The following is an 18331-nucleotide window of genomic DNA, read 5'->3' on the forward strand; positions in this document are numbered from 1 at the left end:
GCCCGCGCATCACGCGAGTTCGCGCAGCTTGTGCTTGAGCACCTTGCCGGTCGATGCGGCCGGCAGCGCATCGAGCACGCGGATGCGCGCGGGCCGCTTGTAAGGCGCGAGCCGTTGCGCGCACCACGCCTGCAGCGCGGCCTCGGTCGCGCTCGCACCGGGTACCAGCTCGACGAACGCGAGCACTTCCTCGTTGCCCTCGACCGCGCGGCCGACGACCGCCGCCTGCACGACATCCGGATGCGCGTTCAGCACCTGTTCGACTTCGACCGGATACACGTTGAACCCCGAGCGGATGATCAGCTCCTTGCTGCGGCCCGCGATCGTCACCGAGCCGTCCGCTTCCTGGCGCGCGAGATCGCCGGTGCTGAGCCAGCCGTCCGGCGATACGGCGGCGCGCGTGGCTTCCGCGTTGCGGTAGTAGCCAAGCATCACGTTCGGCCCGCGCACGCGGATTTCGCCCACTTCACCTCGCGGCACGTCGGCACCGTCCGGCGCGACGATGCGCATCTCGACGCCCGGGATCGGCACGCCGACCGAGCAGTCCGCACGCGGTGCGTCGAGCGGTGTCTGCGTGATCGTCGGGCTGCTCTCGGTCATTCCATAGCCGTTGTGCAGCGGCACGCCGTATACGCGCTCGACGCGCGTCTTCAGGTCGGCGTCGAGCGGCGAGCCGCCCGAATATGCGAAGCGCAGCCGCGGCGCGCGCCACGCGTGCGCATGCGTGTGCAGATGCTCGAGCAGCTTCGCGTGCATCGCGGGCACGCCCTGGAAGATCGTCACGCCTTCGTCGGCGAGCGCCACGCGCACGGCCTCCGGCGAGAAGCGCGGCGCAAGCCGCAGCGTCGCGCCGGCGTACAGGCTGCCGAGGCAGACCGATGCGAGCCCGTACACGTGCGACACGGGCAGCACCGTGTAGACGACGTCGTCCGGCGCCACGCGGCGCAGCATGCTCGACGTCGCCGCGATGAACAGCAGGTTGCGGTGCGACAGCATCACGCCTTTCGGCGTGCCCGTCGTGCCGGTCGTGTAGATGAGCGCCGCGCACTGCGCGGCGCCATCGGCCGCCACCGGTTCGCCGGGCGCGCTCGCGTCGACGCGGTACGACCACGCGCCGATGTCGACCGGTAGTGTCTCGGCCGGCGTCGCGTCGTGGCGTGCCGCGTGTGCGCGCGCATCGGGCGACGCCTCCGTCGCGAATGCGATCAGCTTCGGCCGCGCGTGCGCGGCGATCGCATCGAGTTCGCCGGCCGACAGCCGCGCGTTCGACACGAGCGCCCATGCGTCGATGCGCGCGGCCGCGAACAGCAGCACGATCTGCGCGACGCTGTTTTCCGCGACGATCATCACGCGATCGCCGCCTTGCACGCCGAGGCCCGCGAGCCGTTCGGCCGCCGCATCGACGGCCCGCGCCAGCTCCCCGTACGACAGGCGGCGCGCATCCTCGATCAGCGCCGGATGCGCGGGGGCTTGCGCGGCCCAGCGGGCCGGCACGTCGGCGATGCGGCCGGGCAACGCGGCGAGCAGTGCCGCGACGTCGAGCGGCGCGGATGAGCGGACAGGCGAGGACATGGCGTCTCCAGAAGAAGGGCCGGGCGGCGGCGCGGCGAGTTTTGCGAACGATCGTGCCACGATGGCGGGCGCGCCACAATCGGCCAATCGGGCAATAGCGCTTCGCGATGTCCGCAATGATGGCGGACGGACGCCGACGCAGATGCGCCCGCGCGAGGCGCGCTCGCCCGTGACACCGGTGCAAAAGGGCCGCGAGTATACCGCCGGCGCGCGGCACGCCGCCGAGAACCCCGGCCGTTGCGATCGTGCATTGACGCGCCGTGCGCCGGTCGTTCGCCATTAAAATGCCGCCATGAGCAAATCCAGACACGTGTCCGAGACACCCGCGACCCAGTTGCTGCGCCGCCACGGCGTCGCCTTCGGCGAGCATCCGTACGATTACGTCGAGCACGGCGGCACCGGCGAGTCGGCGCGCCAGCTCGGCGTCGACGAACACAGCGTCGTGAAGACGCTCGTGATGGAGGACGAGCACGCGAAGCCGCTGATCGTGCTGATGCACGGCGACCGCACGGTGTCGACCAAGAACCTCGCGCGGCAGATCGGCGCGAAGCGCGTCGAGCCGTGCAAGCCCGACGTCGCGAACCGCCATTCCGGCTATCTGGTCGGCGGCACGTCGCCGTTCGGCACGCGCAAGACGATGCCCGTGTACGTCGAATCGACCATCCTCGAATTGCCGACGATCTACCTGAACGGCGGCCGCCGCGGCTATCTCGTCAGCCTCGCGCCGGCGGTGCTCACGACGCTGCTCGGTGCGACGCCCGTGCAGTGCGCGAGCGTCGACTGAGGGTTTCACCTTCGTGGCAGCCCGCGCCCGTTCGGTAGAATGGGCGCCGTTTCGGCCGGCCGCCACGCCCCGCCGGCGGTTCGCCGCGACGGCGCCCGCCGCAACCGGCCGGCATGCCGTGCCCGGCCGCCCCTTCACCGATACGTTGAAAGAAGAGTTCTCCGCATGCAGATCCTGCTCGCCGCACTTGTTGCCTACCTGATCGGTTCGGTGTCGTTCGCCGTCGTCGTCAGCGCCGCGATGGGCCTGGCCGATCCCCGTTCGTACGGGTCGAAGAATCCCGGCGCGACCAATGTGCTGCGCAGCGGCAACAAGAAGGCCGCGATCCTGACGCTCGTCGGCGACGCGTTCAAGGGCTGGCTCGCCGTCTGGCTCGCGCGGCACTTCGGGCTGCCCGACGTCGCCGTGGCGTGGGTCGCGATCGCCGTGTTCCTCGGCCACCTGTATCCGGTGTTCTTCCGCTTCCAGGGCGGCAAGGGCGTCGCCACCGCGGCCGGCGTGCTGCTCGCCGTGCATCCGGTGCTCGGCCTCGCGACCGCGCTGACCTGGCTGATCGTCGCGTTCTTCTTCCGCTATTCGTCGCTCGCGGCGCTGGTGGCGGCCGTGTTCGCTCCGGTGTTCGACGTGTTCCTGTTCGGCACCGGCCACAACCCGGTCGCGTGGGCCGTGCTCGCGATGAGCGTGCTGCTCGTGTGGCGCCACCGCAGCAACATCTCGAAGCTGCTGGCGGGGCAGGAAAGCCGGATCGGCGACAAGAAGAAGGCGGCGGCCGACGGCGGCGCGCAGGACGGCGGGAAAGCCTGAGGAGGGAAGTGACCGCTGCCGGCCGCCCGGGCGCCCCGCGTGCGGGGCCCGGCGGCGCGGCGTGACCGGCGGACTGCCGGTCGAGAGCGTCGATCAGTCGCGGAAGTTGTTGAAGTCGAGCGGGGTGTCGGTCACGTCCTTGCGCAGCATCGCGATCACGCTCTGCAGGTCGTCGCGCTTCGTGCCGGCCACGCGCACCGCGTCGCCCTGGATGCTCGCCTGCACCTTGATCTTGCTGTCTTTCACGAGCCTGACGATCTTCTTCGCGAGGTCGCCCGTCACGCCCTTCTTCACGGTGACGACCTGCTTGACCTTGTCGCCGCCGATCTTCTCGACCTTGCCGTAGTCGAGGAAGCGCACATCGACGTTGCGCTTCGCGAGCTTGCTGATCAGCACGTCCTTGACCTGGCCGAGCTTGAAATCGTCGTCGGCGAACAGCGTGAGCTCGCGCTCCTTCTGCTCGACGCGTGCGTCGGAGCCCTTGAAGTCGAAGCGCGTCGAAATTTCCTTGTTCGACTGCTCGATGGCGTTCTTCACTTCGATCATGTTCGCTTCGGAAACGACGTCGAACGATGGCATGGCATTCTCCCTTGAGATGCGGGCGCCCGGCTCGCGCGCGGGCACTCGCTATAATTGCGGACTGTTTGCCATTTTACCGATGCCCCTCCGTTTGCCCAAGGCCGGCCGTGAGCCCGCCCGGCGGACGTGACCGCGAATGCCGATGCCTCCTGACGATTCCGCCCTGTCGCTGCTCCCCGACCATCCGCTCGCCGCGCACAACACGTTCGGCATCGCCGCGAAGGCGCGCTTCGCCGCGCGCATCACGCAGACGGCGCAGTTCGAGGCGCTGCACCGCGACCCGCGCGTCGCATCGCTGCCGCAGCTCGTGCTCGGCGGCGGCAGCAACGTCGTGTTCACGCGCGATTTCGACGGCATCGTGCTGCTCGACGAGATCGCCGGCCGCCGCGTCGTGCGCGAGGACGACGACGCGTGGTACGTCGAGGCGGGCGGCGGCGAGACCTGGCACGCATTCGTTGCATGGACGCTCGAGCACGGGATGCCGGGCCTCGAGAATCTCGCGCTGATTCCGGGCACCGTCGGCGCCGCGCCGATCCAGAACATCGGCGCATACGGCCTCGAGATGAAGACGTATTTCGATTCGCTGGTCGCCGTCGAGCTCGCGACGGGGCGTAGCGAGCGCTTCGATGCCGCGCGCTGCGCGTTCGGCTATCGCGACAGTTTCTTCAAGCGGGAAGGGCGCGGGCGCTTCGCCATCGTCGCGGTGACGTTCCGGCTGCCCAAGCGCTGGACGCCGCGGCTCGGATACGCGGACGTCACGCGCGAGCTCGACGCACGCGGCATTTCGCCCGACGCGGCAACGCCGCGCGACGTGTTCGACGCGGTCGTCGCGATCCGCCGCGCGAAGCTGCCCGATCCGCTCGTGCTCGGCAACGCGGGCAGTTTCTTCAAGAATCCGGTGATCGACGCCGCGCAGTTCGACGCGCTGCGCGCGCGCGCGCCGGACGTCGTGTCGTATCCGCAGCCCGACGGGCAGGTGAAGCTCGCGGCCGGCTGGCTGATCGACCGTTGCGGCTGGAAGGGGCGCGCGCTCGGCGAGGCGGCCGTGCACGACCGGCAGGCGCTCGTGCTGGTGAATCGCGGCGGCGCGACGGGTGCCGAGGTCCTCGCGCTGGCACGCGCGATCCAGGACGACGTGCGCGAGCGGTTCGGCGTCGAGCTCGAACCCGAGCCGGTGTGCCTGTAACGCGGCCTGGCGGGCCGCGCATTGCATTCGCTTTTGCCCCGTACGAACAAAAAGCGCCGATCGTCGATCGGCGCTTTTTTTGCATGCGGCCGGATGCGGCGGCGCGCGGGTGCTGCGATCAGTGCTTGAGGCGGCCGAGCAGCAGGAATTCCATCAGCGCCTTCTGCACGTGCAGGCGGTTTTCCGCCTCGTCCCACACGACGCTCTGCGGGCCGTCGATCACGCCGGCCGTCACTTCCTCGCCACGGTGCGCGGGCAGGCAGTGCATGAAGAGCGCGTCCGGGTTTGCGTGGCCCATCATTTCCTCGTCGACGCACCAGTCGGCAAATGCCTGCTTGCGCGCTTCGTTCTCGGCTTCGAAGCCCATGCTCGTCCACACGTCGGTCGTCACGAGATCGGCGCCCTTGCATGCTTCGTTCGGGTCGTCGAACACTTCGTAGAACGGCGCGCTGTCCGGCGACACGAGTTTCATGTCGAGCGCGTAGCCCGGCGGCGTCGACAGGCGCAGCTTGAAGCCGAGGATCTGCGCGGCTTCGATCCACGTGTACAGCATGTTGTTCGCATCGCCGACCCACGCGACCGTCTTGCCGGCGATCGGGCCGCGGTGCTCGTAATACGTGAAGATGTCCGCGAGCACCTGGCACGGGTGATATTCGTTGGTCAGGCCGTTGATCACGGGCACGCGGGAGTTTTCCGCGAAGCGCGTGATCACGTCCTGCTCGAACGTGCGGATCATGATGATGTCGACCATCCGCGAAATGACCTGCGCGGAATCCTCGACCGGCTCGCCGCGGCCGAGCTGCGTGTCGCGCGTGCTCATGAACACCGCGTGACCGCCGAGCTGGAAGATGCCGGCTTCGAACGACAGGCGCGTGCGCGTCGAGCTCTTCTCGAAAATCATCGCGAGCGTGCGGTCGTGCAGCGGGTGATAGGTCTCGTAGTTCTTGAACTTGCGCTTCAGGATACCCGTGCGTTCGAGCACGTACTCGTAGTCTTCCAGCGAGAAATCCTTGAACTGCAGGTAGTGACGAATGGTTTTGGCGGTCATGAAACGAAATACGGCGGGTCGAAACCGGCAGCAGGGCCGGACGGCGCCGCCGTCGTGTGTGGATAACTCAAAGCAGCATAAAGGATTTTCCGTGCTTTGACGAGCCGCGCCGAAAACCGGGGGAGGATCGCGGCGTGCGCTCGAGCATGCCGGAAGAGGGCCCGCGAGACGACGCGCGATGTCGCGCTGCGGTATAATTCGAAAGTTTTCTCCAGCCCGGCAGGCAAGCGTTTTCACGCTCTGCCGGACACAAGCGATGCGCTGCACAAATCCGGTGCGGCGCGTCGGCGGCACGCGTCGACTGCCTGTTTTTCGGGATATCGGAGCGCATGTGTCGCCGTCCACTCCAGCTTTGTGTTCGCGTATCCAGGCGCCGTCGCCTGGGCATCGCCGGGCCGTCACTTGGGTAACCACATGGCTGAAACCCCTCCGACCGAATTCTTCATCCAGGGCATCACGAAAGACGGGAAAAAGTTTCGCCCGAGCGACTGGTCGGAGCGTCTGGCCGGCGTGATGGCCTGTTTCGGGCCGGGTGCGAGCGGGCCGAATGCGCGCCTGAAATATTCGCTGTACGTGCGTCCGACGATGCTCGGCGATCTGAAATGCGTGATCCTCGATTCCCGGCTGCGCGACATCGAGCCGATGGCGTTCGATTTCGTGCTGAATTTCGCGAAGGACAACAACCTCGTCGTCACCGAGGCGTGCGAGTTGCCGGACTACAACGAGAAGAAGTGAGTTTGGCGGGCGACGGAGCATTCGGCGCCCGCACGTGATGGTCACCCGGCGCGATGCGCGGGCGACGCGCAACAAAAAGCCCGCCTAGGCGGGCTTTTTTGCGATCGCAGGAAACAGGAACGCCCGCGAGAGCGGGCGCACCGGATTTACGCTGCTGCCTGCAGGCCCTTGACGGCTGCGGCGAGGCGGCTCTTGCTGCGAGCGGCCTTGTTCTTGTGAACGATCTTCTTGTCGGCGATCGTGTCGATCGTCTTCACGGCAGCCTTGAACAGCTCGGCAGCCTTTGCCTGGTCGCCGGCTTCAACAGCCTTGCGGACCGACTTGATCGCGGTACGGAATTTCGAGCGCAGCGCCGAGTTGTGCGAATTTGCCTTCGCGGCTTGGCGGGCGCGCTTGCGTGCTTGTGCGGAGTTAGCCATGACGGTTCCTTATCCTGTCCTGTTTCCAGAGCTTGGAGCCTGACGGCCAAGCGCTGCTTTTCGATCCGTCCCCTGAGAACGATTGCCCAGGGGCGCATAAAAAACGGTGATTTTAACCGAGGCCGAGACATGAAAACGACAGCCGCCGTGCATGTAACAGGCTCAGAAACCGGCGATTATAGCAACAAAATCAAGCGCGTGGCAAGGTCAACGTGACGTCGGCCGGACGGCGGCGCCGGCGGCGCCGGTCCTTTTCGGCATCCGTCCGTGCCGGGACACGCAACGTCCGTATAATAAGCGCCCCATGAATCTATTCCGAGCCCTGCTGACGGTCAGCGGCTTCACGCTGCTGTCGCGCGTGACCGGACTGGCCCGCGAGACGCTGATCGCCCGTGCGTTCGGCGCCAGTCAATACACCGACGCGTTCTACGTCGCCTTCCGCATTCCGAACCTGCTGCGCCGCCTGTCTGCCGAAGGCGCGTTCTCGCAGGCGTTCGTGCCGATCCTCGCCGAGTTCAAGAACCAGCAGGGGCACGATGCGACCAAGGCGCTCGTCGACGCGATGTCGACCGTGCTCGCGTGGGCGCTCGCGCTGCTGTCGGCGCTCGGGATCGCCGGCGCGTCGTGGGTCGTGTTCGCGGTCGCGTCCGGCCTGCATACCGACGGGCAGGCGTTCCCGCTCGCGGTCACGATGACGCGGATCATGTTCCCGTACATCGTGTTCATCTCGCTGACGACGCTCGCATCCGGCGTGCTGAATACGTACAAGAGCTTCTCGCTGCCGGCGTTCGCGCCGGTGCTGCTCAACGTCGCGTTCATCGCCGCGGCCGTGTTCGTCGCGCCGCACCTGAAGGTGCCGGTCTACGCGCTCGCCTGGGCCGTCATCGTGGGCGGCCTGCTGCAGTTCGTCGTGCAGCTGCCGGGGCTGAAGAAGATCGACATGGTGCCGCTGATCGGCCTCAATCCGATGCGCGCGCTGCGTCATCCCGGCGTGAAGCGCGTGCTCGCGAAGATGGTGCCCGCGACGTTCGCGGTGTCGGTCGCGCAACTGTCGCTGATCATCAATACCAACATCGCGTCGCGGCTCGGGCAGGGTGCCGTGTCGTGGATCAATTACGCCGACCGCCTGATGGAGTTCCCGACCGCGCTGCTCGGCGTCGCGCTCGGCACGATCCTGCTGCCGAGCCTGTCGAAGGCGCACGTCGACGCCGATACGCATGAATATTCGGCACTGCTCGACTGGGGGCTGCGCGTCACGTTCCTGCTCGCGGCGCCGAGCGCGCTCGCGCTGTTCTTCTTCGCGACGCCGCTCACCGCGACGCTGTTCAACTACGGGAAGTTCGACGCGCATACGGTCACGATGGTCGCGCGCGCACTCGCGACCTACGGGATCGGCCTCGTCGGCATCATCCTGATCAAGATTCTCGCGCCGGGTTTCTACGCGAAGCAGGACATCAAGACGCCCGTGAAGATCGCGATCGGCGTGCTGATCGTCACGCAGCTTTCGAACTACGTGTTCGTGCCGCTGATCGGCCACGCGGGCCTCACGCTGAGCATCGGCGTCGGCGCATGCCTGAACTCGCTGCTGCTGTTCCTCGGGCTGCGCAAGCGCGGCATCTATCAGCCGTCGCCGGGCTGGCTGCGCTTCTTCGTGCAGATGATCGGCGCGGCGCTCGTGCTCGCGGGCCTGATGCACTGGTGCGCGATCAGCTTCGACTGGACGGGCATGCGCGCGCAGCCGCTCGATCGCATCGCGCTGATGGCCGCATGCCTCGTGCTGTTCGCTGCACTATATTTCGGTATGTTGTGGGTAATGGGCTTCAAATACGCTTACTTCAGAAGGCGCGCCAAGTGACGACCGCAATGACCCGCGTCCTCGACTACTTCAGCACGCTCGTGGCGGACGACGACAGTCTGCCCGTCACGGAAACCGCGCTGTCGCTTGCGCAGGACGCGTATCCCGACCTCGACCTGCAGGGCACGCTGGCCGAAATCGACATGCTGGCCGCGCGGCTGCGCCGCCGGCTCGCCGACGATGCGAACCTGAAGGACCGCGTCGCCGCGCTCAACGAGTTCTTCTTCCGCGAACTCGGCTTCGCGTGCAATCACAACGACTACTACGACCCCGATAACAGCCACCTGAACGCGGTGCTGAAGCGGCGGCGCGGGATTCCGATCTCGCTGTCGGTGCTGTATCTCGAGCTCGCCGAGCAGATCGGCGTGCCGGCGCGCGGCGTGTCGTTCCCCGGCCATTTCCTGCTGCGCGTGACGCTGCCGGACGGCGACCTGATCATCGATCCGACCAACGGGCATTCGTTGTCAGAGGCCGAGATGGTCGAGATGCTCGAACCTTACGTCGCGCGTGCGGCAGGCGCGGTCGACAGCGCGTTGCGCGCGCTGCTGCAGCCGGCCACGAGCCGCGAGATCATCGCGCGGATGCTGCGCAACCTGAAGACGATCTACCTGCAGACGGAACGCTGGCAGCGGCTGCTTGCCGTGCAGCAGCGGCTCGTGATCCTGCTGCCGGAACAGCTCGACGAGGTGCGCGACCGCGGCTTCGCCTATGCGCGGCTCGACTATCTGCGCCCGGCGCTCGAGGATCTCGAGCAGTATCTCGGCGAGCGGCCCGACGCGGACGACGCGACCGTCGTCGAATCGCAGGTCAGCGAGTTGCGGCAGCGGATGCAGCGCGACGGCGAGGACTGAGCCGCACCGGCATCGCTGAAACCCCGAACGTGAAAACGCCCGCATCGCGGGCGTTTTCGTTTGCCGTTGCGTGGCCGCTTACTTCGGCTGCATGCGGATCGCGCCGTCGAGGCGGATCACTTCGCCGTTGAGCATCGGGTTCTCGACGATCTGGCGCACCAGCATCGCGTATTCCTCCGGCTTGCCGAGCCGTGGCGGGAACGGCACCATCGCGCCGAGCGCGTCCTGTACGTCCTTCGGCATGCCGAGCAGCATCGGCGTCTCGAACAGCCCCGGCGCGATCGTCATCACGCGGATGCCGCTGCGCGAAAGGTCGCGTGCGATCGGCAGCGTCATGCCCGCGACGCCGGCTTTCGACGCCGCGTACGCGGCCTGGCCGATCTGTCCGTCGTAGGCCGCGACCGACGCGGTGCTCACGATCACGCCGCGCTCGCCGCCGTCGTTGGGCGTGGTCGCAGCCATCGCGGCGGCCGCGAGCCGGATCATGTTGAAGGTGCCGACGAGGTTCACGTTGATCGTCTTCGCGAACACGTCGAGCGGGTGCGCGCCGTCCTTGCCGACGGTTTTCGCCGCGGGCGCGATGCCCGCGCAGTTCACCAGGCCGCGCAGCGTGCCGGCGCGCGTCGCTGCGTCGACGGCCGCCTGCGCATCGGCCTCGCTCGACACGTCGCAGCGCACGAACAGCCCGCCCAGCTCGCTCGCGAGGGCCGTTCCGGCCGCCTCGTTCAGGTCGGCGAGCACGACCTTGCCGCCGGCGTGCGCGAGCATGCGGGCCGTCCCGGCGCCGAGGCCCGATGCGCCGCCCGTGATCAGAAAGACGTTGCCGCGAATCTCCATCACTGTCTCCTTGGTTGGATCCGATGCCGGCCGCCCGGAGCAAACGCCGGTGCGCCGGTCCACGCGTTCGATCGATTGTACGGGGCGCCGTCGTACGCCGGCCAGTGCGGCCAGGCCGGTGCGAAGCGATGTCCGACGAAACCAGGTCCCACGAAACCGGCCGCAGCGGACGAAAAAAAAGCCGCCCGGAAAGGGCGGCTTGCGGTCCGCGACGCGCTCGTTACTTCAGAGCGTCGAATGCACGCTCGCGGATTTCATCGACGGTGCCGAGGCCCGAGATCTTGCGATACTGCGGGGCCTTCAGGCCGTTTTCCTCGCCGCGCTGCGCCCAGTCGCCGTAGTACTTGATGAGCGGCTTGGTCTGCGCTTCGTACACTTCGAGACGCTTCTTGACGGTTTCTTCCTTGTCGTCGTCGCGCTGGATCAGCGGCTCGCCCGTCACGTCGTCCACGCCCTCGACCTTCGGCGGGTTGAACTTGACGTGGTACGTGCGGCCCGAAGCCGGGTGCGTGCGGCGGCCGCTCATGCGCTCGATGATCTCCGAGAACGGGACGTCGATCTCGAGCACGTAGTCGATCGCGACACCGGCTTCCTTCATTGCGTCGGCCTGCGCGATCGTGCGCGGGAAGCCGTCGAACAGATAGCCGTTCGCACAATCGGCTTCCTTCAGGCGCTCCTTCACGAGACCGATGATCAGGTCGTCCGTCACGAGCTTGCCTTCGTCCATGAAGCGCTTCGCCTCGATGCCGAGCGGCGTGCCGGCCTTGACGGCCGCGCGCAGCATGTCACCCGTCGAAATCTGAGGGATGCCGAATTTTTCCTTGATGAAGTTTGCCTGGGTGCCCTTTCCCGCGCCGGGCGCGCCCAACAGGATCAAACGCATGGTGATATCTCCAGTATGTAGATTCGTGTGGCGAGACGCAAAAGCGTCGGCGACGGCTGGCGCGGGGCTTGCCTTGCATGCGGCGGACCGGTCTGACGCGGCGCGTCGGCGAAGCGCGACGCGCGGCTGCCGGGGGCTGGCCGTTGCAGGGTCAAGCGAGGACGCGCGGGTCGCGGACGGCTCGCACAATCGCCTGATTATGCCACGGGTTATTTTGAACCCGGCCGAAAAAGGGCCTGCACGCGTGCGAGATCGGCCGGCGTGTCGATGCCGGCTTCGGGTGCATGTTCGGTGATCAGCACCGCGATGCGCTCGCCGTGCCACATCGCGCGCAGCTGTTCGAGCTGCTCGGCCTGCTCGATGGGCGCCTGCGCGAGCGACGGATAAGTGCGCAGGAAACGCGCGCGATACGCGTACAGCCCGATGTGGCGATGGACCGGAAAGGCCGGTGCCGGCATGGCCGCGACGTCGGGCCAGTGCGGCTGGTACGCATCGCGGCTCCACGGAATCGGCGCGCGCGAGAAGTACATCGCGACGTTGCGCGCGTCGAGCGCGACCTTCACGATGTTCGGGTTGAACACGTCGGCGGCGGTGTGGATCGGGTGCGCGGCGGTCGCGATCGCGCAGTCCGGATGCGCGGCGAGGTGCGACGCTACGTCGCGCACGAGCGCCGGATCGATCAGCGGCTCGTCGCCCTGCACGTTGACGACGACGGTGTCGTCGCTCCACCCGAACGTCGCGGCGACTTCCGCGAGCCGGTCGGTGCCGGACGGATGGTCGGCGCGCGTGAGCACCGCTTCGAAACCGTGCTCGCGGGCCGCGTCGAGCACGCTCTGCGCGTCGGACGCGACGAGCACCTGCTCCGCGCCCGCTTCGCGCGCACGCTCGGCGACGCGGACGACCATCGGCTTGCCGCCGAGATCGGCGAGCGGCTTGTTCGGCAGACGCGTCGACGCGAGCCGGGCAGGAATGACGGCGATGAAGGGCTGCGGATGAGTCATCGGGGCTGGTCGGTGAGAAGAGCGGGGCGGGCGGCGCATCGAAGGCACGCCGCCCGGGGCAGGGGCCGGCACGCGGGCGCGGCGAACCGCGGCCGGGCGCCGGTGGCAGGGCGGTGCGGCCTCAGCTGCCGGCCGGGCCGGCGGGGTCGACCGGCGTGCCTTCGACGGTCTGGCGCGCTTCGTCGACGAGCATCACGGGGATGCCGTCGCGGATCGGGTAGGCGAGCTTGTCCGCGTTGCAGATCAGCTCCTGCGCGGCGCGGTCATAGTGGAGCGGGCCTTTGCAGATAGGGCACACAAGGATTTCAAGCAGGCGAGCGTCCACGGAGTTTCTCCACAACGAGGGCAATGAGGCGAGGATCGAGCGCGGCTTCGACGGGGACGACCCACAGCCGAGCGTCGCGCCAGGAAGCGCCCAATTTTACTGCATCCTTCTCGGTGATCAGGATCGCATCGACCGCGTCGTCCACGAACGGATTGTCGGCGAACGCGTAGTGATCGGGCAGCGCGCGCGTCGCCGGTGCGAGACCGGCCGCGCGCAGCGTCGCGAAGAAGCGCTCCGGCGCGCCGATGCCGGCCGCGGCGAGCACGCGCTCGTTCGCGAACTGCGACAGCGGACGGCGCAGCGACGGCTGGTCGAGGTGCCACGCGGCGCCCGGCGTGAGCGCGAGCGCATAGGTGTCGGGCCACGGCGGCAGCGCGCCGCTGTACGGATCGTTGACGAGCGTCGCGTCGCGGTGGCGCGACAGCGGCTCGCGCAGCGGCCCGGCCGGCAGCAGGAAGCCGTTGCCGCCGAGCCGGTGGTCGAACACGACGAGCTCGACCGTGCGGGCGAGACGGTAGTGTTGCAGGCCGTCGTCGCTGACGATCACGTCGACGTCCGGGTGCGCGGCGCGCAGCGCCTGCGCGGCCGCGACGCGGTCGGGGCACACCCACACGGGCGCGCCGGTGCGGCGCGCGATCAGCAGCGGCTCGTCGCCCGCCGCGCTCGCGCGCGATGCGGGCGTGACGGCGGTGGGCGTCTTCACGTTCGCGCCGTAGCCGCGCGACACGACACCCGGCGTGAACCCGGCCGCGCGCAGCGCGTCGACCAGCGCGATCACGGTCGGCGTCTTGCCGGTGCCGCCGACGGTCACGTTGCCGACCACGACGACGGGCACGCCGACGTCGACCGGTTGCTTCCAGCCCTGCGCGTAGGCCGTGCGGCGCAGCGCCGCGCACAGGCCGAACACGCACGCGAACGGCGTGAGCGCCCAGGCGAGGGCGCCGCGTCGCTGCCATTCGCGTGTGAGACGCGCTTCGAGCCGCGCGAGCGGGCCGCCGGGCGCGCTCATCGGGCCGGATGCGGCGCGTGGTGCGCCGCGGCGTGGGACGGTTTCGTCAAGTCGGATTCTCCGTTGCGCGGCGCATGCCGCAAGGTCTTCGGAAGGCGGCACTCTAGCGCGCCGCACGCGCACGCGGCAAGCGCGGCCGGGCGACGCATCCGTCGGGGCCGGATCGGAGAGGGTTGTGGATAACTCTGTGAAAAACTCCCCATCCGTTCGCGCCAAACGCAGGCCGGACGGACATCGAATCGATCCCAAACAAAATCGCAAGGTTTAAAAATATATAAAAATCAAAGCGTTACACGGAATTGTCTGGGTTTTTTCGCGGTTTTCAAATCGTTTTGGCGGACGATTTCCAGAGTGTGGACACATTCAGCGCCGGCGCGGCGCACACGGCCGGCGCTGGACGCCGCGCGCGTGTCGGACTATCGTGTCGCCGCCAGCATTCTTCCGATCGCCCATGCTTTCCGACTCTCCTTTTTCCGCTCCCGGCGCGACGCGCGGCGGCGACGAAGTGATTCCCGTTTCGGCGCTCAATCGCGCGATTTCGACGATGCTCGAGCGGTCGTTTCCGCTGCTGTGGATCTCGGGCGAAGTATCGAATTTCACGCGCGCCGCGAGCGGCCACTGGTATTTCTCGATCAAGGACCAGCAGGCGCAGATGCGCTGCGTGATGTTCCGCGGTCGCGCGCAGTACGCGGAATTCACGCCGCGCGAAGGCGACCGGATCGAGGTGCGCGCGGTCGTCACGATGTACGAGCCGCGCGGCGAAGTGCAGCTCAACGTCGAGGCCGTGCGCCGCACGGGCCAGGGGCGTCTGTACGAGGCGTTCCTGCGGCTGAAGGCGCAGCTCGAGGCCGAAGGGCTGTTCGCGCCCGAACGCAAGCGGCCGTTGCCCGCGCACCCGCGCGCGATCGGCATCGTCACGTCGCTGCAGGCCGCCGCGTTGCGCGACGTGCTGACCACGCTCGCGCGCCGCGCGCCGCATATTCCGGTGATCGTCTACCCGGCGCCCGTGCAGGGTGCCGGTTCCGCGGAAAAGCTGGTCGCGGCCGTGCACACGGCGAACGCGCGGCGCGAGGTCGACGTGCTGCTCGTCTGTCGCGGCGGCGGATCGATCGAGGATCTGTGGTCGTTCAACGATGAAGCACTCGCGCGGGCGATCGCGGCGAGCGAACTGCCGGTCGTCAGCGGCGTCGGCCACGAAACCGATTTCACGATCGCGGACTTCGCGGCCGACCTGCGCGCGCCGACGCCGACGGGCGCGGCCGAGCTCGCGAGTCCCCAGCGCGCGTTGCTGCTGCGCGAAGTGGCCGACCGGCAGCGCGCGCTCGCACGCTGCCTGGAACGCGGGCTCGAACAGCGTGCGCAGCAGCTCGACTGGCTCGCGCGCCGGCTCGTGAGTCCGGCCGAACGGCTGCGGCGGCAACGCACCCACGTCGAACAACTGGCGGTGCGGCTCGCGTCGGCGGCGTCGCGGCCGGTGCGCGACGCGCGTGCGCGTTTCGCGCTCGCGCAATTGCGCTGGCAGCGCGCGCGGCCCGACCCGGCGCCCGCGCGCCAGTCGCTCGCCGCACTGTCGCAACGTCTCGCGGCGGCACTGCAGCGCCGTCACGAGCGCGATACAGCGCGCGTGTCGGCCTGCGCGGCGCGGCTCGAGGTGCTGAGCCCGCAGCGCACGCTCGAGCGCGGCTACGCGGCCCTGATCGACGCGCAGACGGGCCGCGCGGTGCGCGCGCCGAGTGCGCTGAAGCCGCAGCGCCGGCTCACCGTGCATCTCGCCGACGGCTCGGCCGACGTGTCGCTTGCCGACGTGCAGCCGCGGCTGACCGACACGATCTGACGACGACGGCGCAGCGCGTAAGCGAAACGAAGGTCGCGCGTCCGGCGCACCGGCGCGCTTCGGCGTGCGCGGGGCGCGGGAACGGATGCTGCGCGTCGCCGTCTCGTCCTGCCGGATGAAGCGCCAGCGGCGATTTTCTGCATACCGCGGATAAATGCCCGTGAGTTTGCGGGGATATTCGGACTCGCCTACAATCGGACGCTCGGCAGCATTCAACACAGCCTCCCTACATACTCAACGAAGGAATCGCCATGGCTCATACGCTCCCGCCGCTCCCGTACGCTGAAGACGCACTCGCGCCGACCATCTCGAAAGAGACGATCGAGTACCACTACGGCAAGCATCACCAGGCATACGTGACGAACCTGAACAATCTGATCCCGGGCACGGAATTCGAAAACCTGCCGCTGGAAGAGATCGTGAAGAAGTCGTCGGGCGGCATCTTCAACAACGCCGCGCAAATCTGGAACCACACGTTCTTCTGGAACAGCCTGTCGCCGAACGGCGGCGGTGCCCCGTCGGGTGCACTGGGCGACGCGATCAACGCGAAGTGGGGTTCGTACGACGCATTCAAGGAAGCCTTCACGAAGGCCGCGGTCGGCACGTTCGGTTCCGGCTGGGCATGGCTCGTGAAGAAGGCCGACGGCTCGCTCGACATCGTGTCGACCAGCAACGCCGCCACGCCGCTGACGACGGCCGACAAGCCGCTGCTGACGATCGACGTGTGGGAACACGCGTACTACATCGACTATCGCAACGCACGTCCGAAGTTCGTCGAAGCGTTCTGGAACATCGTGAACTGGGACTTCGCAGCGAAGAACTTCGCGTAATCCCCGGCATCCCTGTAGCGTGACAATATAGTCTGGAAAGTGCAATAAAGATTGGAAAATCGAGACTGAGCAGTGCAATAAAGTTTTGAAACTGTAGTGAAATTGAAAGCCCTCGGAATGAGGGCTTTCTGCATTTTATGCTCGCTCTTTTGGGTATTCTCGACTTCTAACGGTAGGTGGGTTATCTGCCACAGCGTCAACTGGGGTTCAGTGAGAGTAATCTCAATCGTTCCGCGAGCAGTGGGCGGTGACCGCCTGGATCTGAGCATCGTTGACCTGGTGCGAACGACTCGGGTCGGCGATGTGCGTCGCATCATCGGCCGACGGCAACAAGCGACCCATTTCGGTCGGTCAGCCCAGCGCGACATCAAGGGCGGCTCCCGTGGCACCAATGGACCTTTGATTAGCGCACTGGAAGACGAGATCTTGGCTTTAGCCGCCGCTCGCCGCTCATCCGCCGAGGGGCCTGTCAGGAATTTTGTGTTTAAGGCATAACATGCTCCCAAGGAGAGTTTATGCCTCGCAAACCGAAAGCCCAGCCGGCGGCTCTGCCGGCGATTCCGGCCGAGTTGCTCGAGCAGTTCGGCAACGGTCCGATGACGGCCGAAGCCATCAACGCCGCGACGCTGGCGCTCAAGAAGGCGCTGATCGAACGGGCACTGGGCGGCGAGATGAATCATCATCTCGGCTACCCTCCCGGTGCTGCCAAGCCGGCCAACGCCACGAATCAGCACAACGGCAAAGGGGCCAAGACGGTTCTGACCGAAGACGGTCCGATCCGAATCGAGGTGCCGCGTGACCGCGACGGCAGCTTCGAACCCATCCTGATTCCCAAGCACGAACGGCGCTTCACGGGCTTCGACGACAAGATCGTCGCCATGTATGCCCGAGGCATGACCGTACGCGAGATCCTGGGCTTCCTGCTGGAACAGTACGGTACTGAGGTCTCGCCCGACTTCATCAGCTCAGTGACAGACGAGGTCATGGCCGAAGTAACCGCCTGGCAGGCCCGGCCGCTCGAGCCGATGTATCCGGTCGTGTTTTTCGACGCACTGCGGGTCAAGATTCGCGAAGACGCCGTCGTGCGCAACAAGGCGGTGTACCTGGCGCTGGGCGTGCTGCCCGACGGCACGCGGGAGATCCTGGGCCTGTGGATCGAGAATACCGAGGGGGCCAAATTCTGGATGAAGGTATTCAACGATCTGAAGACGCGCGGCGTTCACGACATCCTGATCGCCGTCACCGACGGTCTGAAGGGCATGCCCGAAGCCTTGGCAGCGGTGTTTCCGGCCACCACACTGCAAACCTGTATCGTCCATCTGATCCGTAACAGCCTCGATTACGCCAGTTGGAAAGACCGCCGGGGGGTGGCTGCCGCGATCAAACCGATCTATGCCGCGCCCGGCGCGGAAGCGGCCCAGGCCGAACTCGATGCGTTTGCGGATGGGCCGTGGGGCCAGAAATTCCCGACCGTCAGCAGCGCGTGGCGCAACGCCTGGGATCGGGTGATCCCGTTCTTTGCGTTTCCGCCGGGTGTGCGCAAGATCATCTACACAACGAACGCGATTGAAAATATCAACTCGCAGCTGCGCAAGGTCATCAAGACCCGTGGTCACTTCCCGAGCGACGAGGCCGCCACCAAGCTCATCTGGCTGGCCTTGCGCAACATCACCGCGAATTGGGGAAGTGCCGCGCATGACTGGAAGACGGCCATGAACCAGTTCGCTATCCTTTACGCAGATCGATTCGTTCGGCCTTCCGTGTAATTACTCAACCTGC

General features: G+C 67.1%; 18 protein-coding genes. 9 read left to right on the forward strand and 9 right to left on the reverse strand.

Annotated elements, in window-relative coordinates; genetic code table 11:
* Positions 1–9 precede the first annotated feature (9 nt).
* Positions 10–1572, reverse strand: coding sequence for a class I adenylate-forming enzyme family protein (locus tag HW466_RS10055; RefSeq protein WP_174905676.1), 1563 nt, complete (start codon positions 1570–1572; stop codon positions 10–12).
* A 292-nt stretch (positions 1573–1864) separates the two neighbouring features.
* Between HW466_RS10055 and ybaK the strand changes: the two genes are divergently transcribed.
* On the forward strand, positions 1865–2356 hold the full coding sequence (gene ybaK, locus HW466_RS10060; RefSeq protein ID WP_044848566.1) for a Cys-tRNA(Pro) deacylase: 492 nt from the start codon (positions 1865–1867) through the stop codon (positions 2354–2356).
* 165 nt (positions 2357–2521) lie between these two features.
* Positions 2522–3160: a glycerol-3-phosphate 1-O-acyltransferase PlsY gene (plsY, locus tag HW466_RS10065; RefSeq protein WP_060346641.1), complete on the forward strand. Its 639-nt coding sequence runs from the start codon at positions 2522–2524 to the stop codon at positions 3158–3160.
* Between the two features lie 93 nt (positions 3161–3253).
* On the opposite strand, the gene HW466_RS10070 is transcribed toward plsY, so the two are convergent.
* Positions 3254–3739, reverse strand: coding sequence for a YajQ family cyclic di-GMP-binding protein (locus HW466_RS10070; RefSeq protein ID WP_040141621.1), 486 nt, complete (start codon positions 3737–3739; stop codon positions 3254–3256).
* A 136-nt stretch (positions 3740–3875) separates the two neighbouring features.
* Between HW466_RS10070 and murB the strand changes: the two genes are divergently transcribed.
* Entirely contained in the window at positions 3876–4925 is a 1050-nt protein-coding gene (gene murB, locus HW466_RS10075) for a UDP-N-acetylmuramate dehydrogenase (RefSeq protein ID WP_151005760.1), read from the forward strand.
* 118 nt (positions 4926–5043) lie between these two features.
* Here the strand turns inward: murB and argF are convergent, their stop codons facing one another.
* Complete coding sequence (gene argF, locus HW466_RS10080; protein ID WP_014896237.1) at positions 5044–5973, reverse strand: ornithine carbamoyltransferase; 930 nt, start codon at positions 5971–5973, stop codon at positions 5044–5046.
* Positions 5974–6387: 414 nt separating this feature from the next.
* On the opposite strand from argF, the gene HW466_RS10085 reads away from it, so the two are divergent.
* Positions 6388–6708 (forward strand): DUF3579 domain-containing protein, encoded by a 321-nt coding sequence (locus HW466_RS10085; protein ID WP_006762342.1) that lies wholly within the window; start codon positions 6388–6390, stop codon positions 6706–6708.
* Positions 6709–6854: 146 nt separating this feature from the next.
* Here HW466_RS10085 and rpsT read toward each other — a convergent pair whose 3' ends face one another.
* Entirely contained in the window at positions 6855–7127 is a 273-nt protein-coding gene (rpsT, locus tag HW466_RS10090; RefSeq protein WP_006482211.1) for a 30S ribosomal protein S20, read from the reverse strand.
* Between the two features lie 304 nt (positions 7128–7431).
* Here rpsT and murJ point away from each other — a divergent pair, with 304 nt between their 5' ends.
* The gene (murJ, locus tag HW466_RS10095) at positions 7432–8982 is read left to right on the forward strand and encodes a murein biosynthesis integral membrane protein MurJ (protein WP_059450048.1); all 1551 of its coding nucleotides are present in this window, start codon (positions 7432–7434) and stop codon (positions 8980–8982) included.
* A gap of 8 nt (positions 8983–8990) precedes the next feature.
* Complete coding sequence (locus tag HW466_RS10100) at positions 8991–9833, forward strand: SirB1 family protein (protein ID WP_059450137.1); 843 nt, start codon at positions 8991–8993, stop codon at positions 9831–9833.
* A gap of 78 nt (positions 9834–9911) precedes the next feature.
* Here HW466_RS10100 and HW466_RS10105 read toward each other — a convergent pair whose 3' ends face one another.
* The 5 genes from HW466_RS10105 to lpxK all read right to left on the reverse strand — a co-directional run bounded on the left by HW466_RS10105 (position 9912) and on the right by lpxK (position 13888).
* On the reverse strand, positions 9912–10670 hold the full coding sequence (locus HW466_RS10105) for an SDR family NAD(P)-dependent oxidoreductase (protein WP_059792158.1): 759 nt from the start codon (positions 10668–10670) through the stop codon (positions 9912–9914).
* 220 nt (positions 10671–10890) lie between these two features.
* Positions 10891–11553: an adenylate kinase gene (adk, locus tag HW466_RS10110; protein WP_059450046.1), complete on the reverse strand. Its 663-nt coding sequence runs from the start codon at positions 11551–11553 to the stop codon at positions 10891–10893.
* 209 nt (positions 11554–11762) lie between these two features.
* Positions 11763–12554, reverse strand: coding sequence for a 3-deoxy-manno-octulosonate cytidylyltransferase (kdsB, locus tag HW466_RS10115; RefSeq protein ID WP_151006871.1), 792 nt, complete (start codon positions 12552–12554; stop codon positions 11763–11765).
* 121 nt (positions 12555–12675) lie between these two features.
* Positions 12676–12879, reverse strand: a complete 204-nt coding sequence (locus HW466_RS10120) for a Trm112 family protein (protein WP_006750935.1) — start codon at positions 12877–12879, stop codon at positions 12676–12678.
* Positions 12860–13888 carry a tetraacyldisaccharide 4'-kinase gene (lpxK, locus tag HW466_RS10125; RefSeq protein WP_059450044.1) on the reverse strand — a complete coding sequence of 343 codons (1029 nt, stop codon included), beginning with the start codon at positions 13886–13888 and terminating at the stop codon, positions 12860–12862. Before lpxK ends, HW466_RS10120 begins: the two co-directional genes overlap by 20 nt.
* Before the next feature lie 451 nt (positions 13889–14339).
* Here lpxK and xseA point away from each other — a divergent pair, with 451 nt between their 5' ends.
* The 3 genes from xseA to HW466_RS10140 all read left to right on the forward strand — a co-directional run bounded on the left by xseA (position 14340) and on the right by HW466_RS10140 (position 18318).
* The gene (gene xseA, locus HW466_RS10130; RefSeq protein WP_174905675.1) at positions 14340–15722 is read left to right on the forward strand and encodes an exodeoxyribonuclease VII large subunit; all 1383 of its coding nucleotides are present in this window, start codon (positions 14340–14342) and stop codon (positions 15720–15722) included.
* Between the two features lie 251 nt (positions 15723–15973).
* Positions 15974–16552, forward strand: coding sequence for a superoxide dismutase [Fe] (sodB, locus tag HW466_RS10135; RefSeq protein ID WP_014723511.1), 579 nt, complete (start codon positions 15974–15976; stop codon positions 16550–16552).
* A 515-nt stretch (positions 16553–17067) separates the two neighbouring features.
* A complete protein-coding gene (locus HW466_RS10140) occupies positions 17068–18318 on the forward strand; it encodes an IS256 family transposase (protein ID WP_151004247.1) in 1251 nt (416 codons plus the stop codon).
* Positions 18319–18331: the final 13 nt, after the last annotated feature.

The organism is Burkholderia territorii (genome assembly GCF_902833055.1).
Classification (GTDB): Bacteria; Pseudomonadota; Gammaproteobacteria; order Burkholderiales; family Burkholderiaceae; genus Burkholderia; species Burkholderia territorii.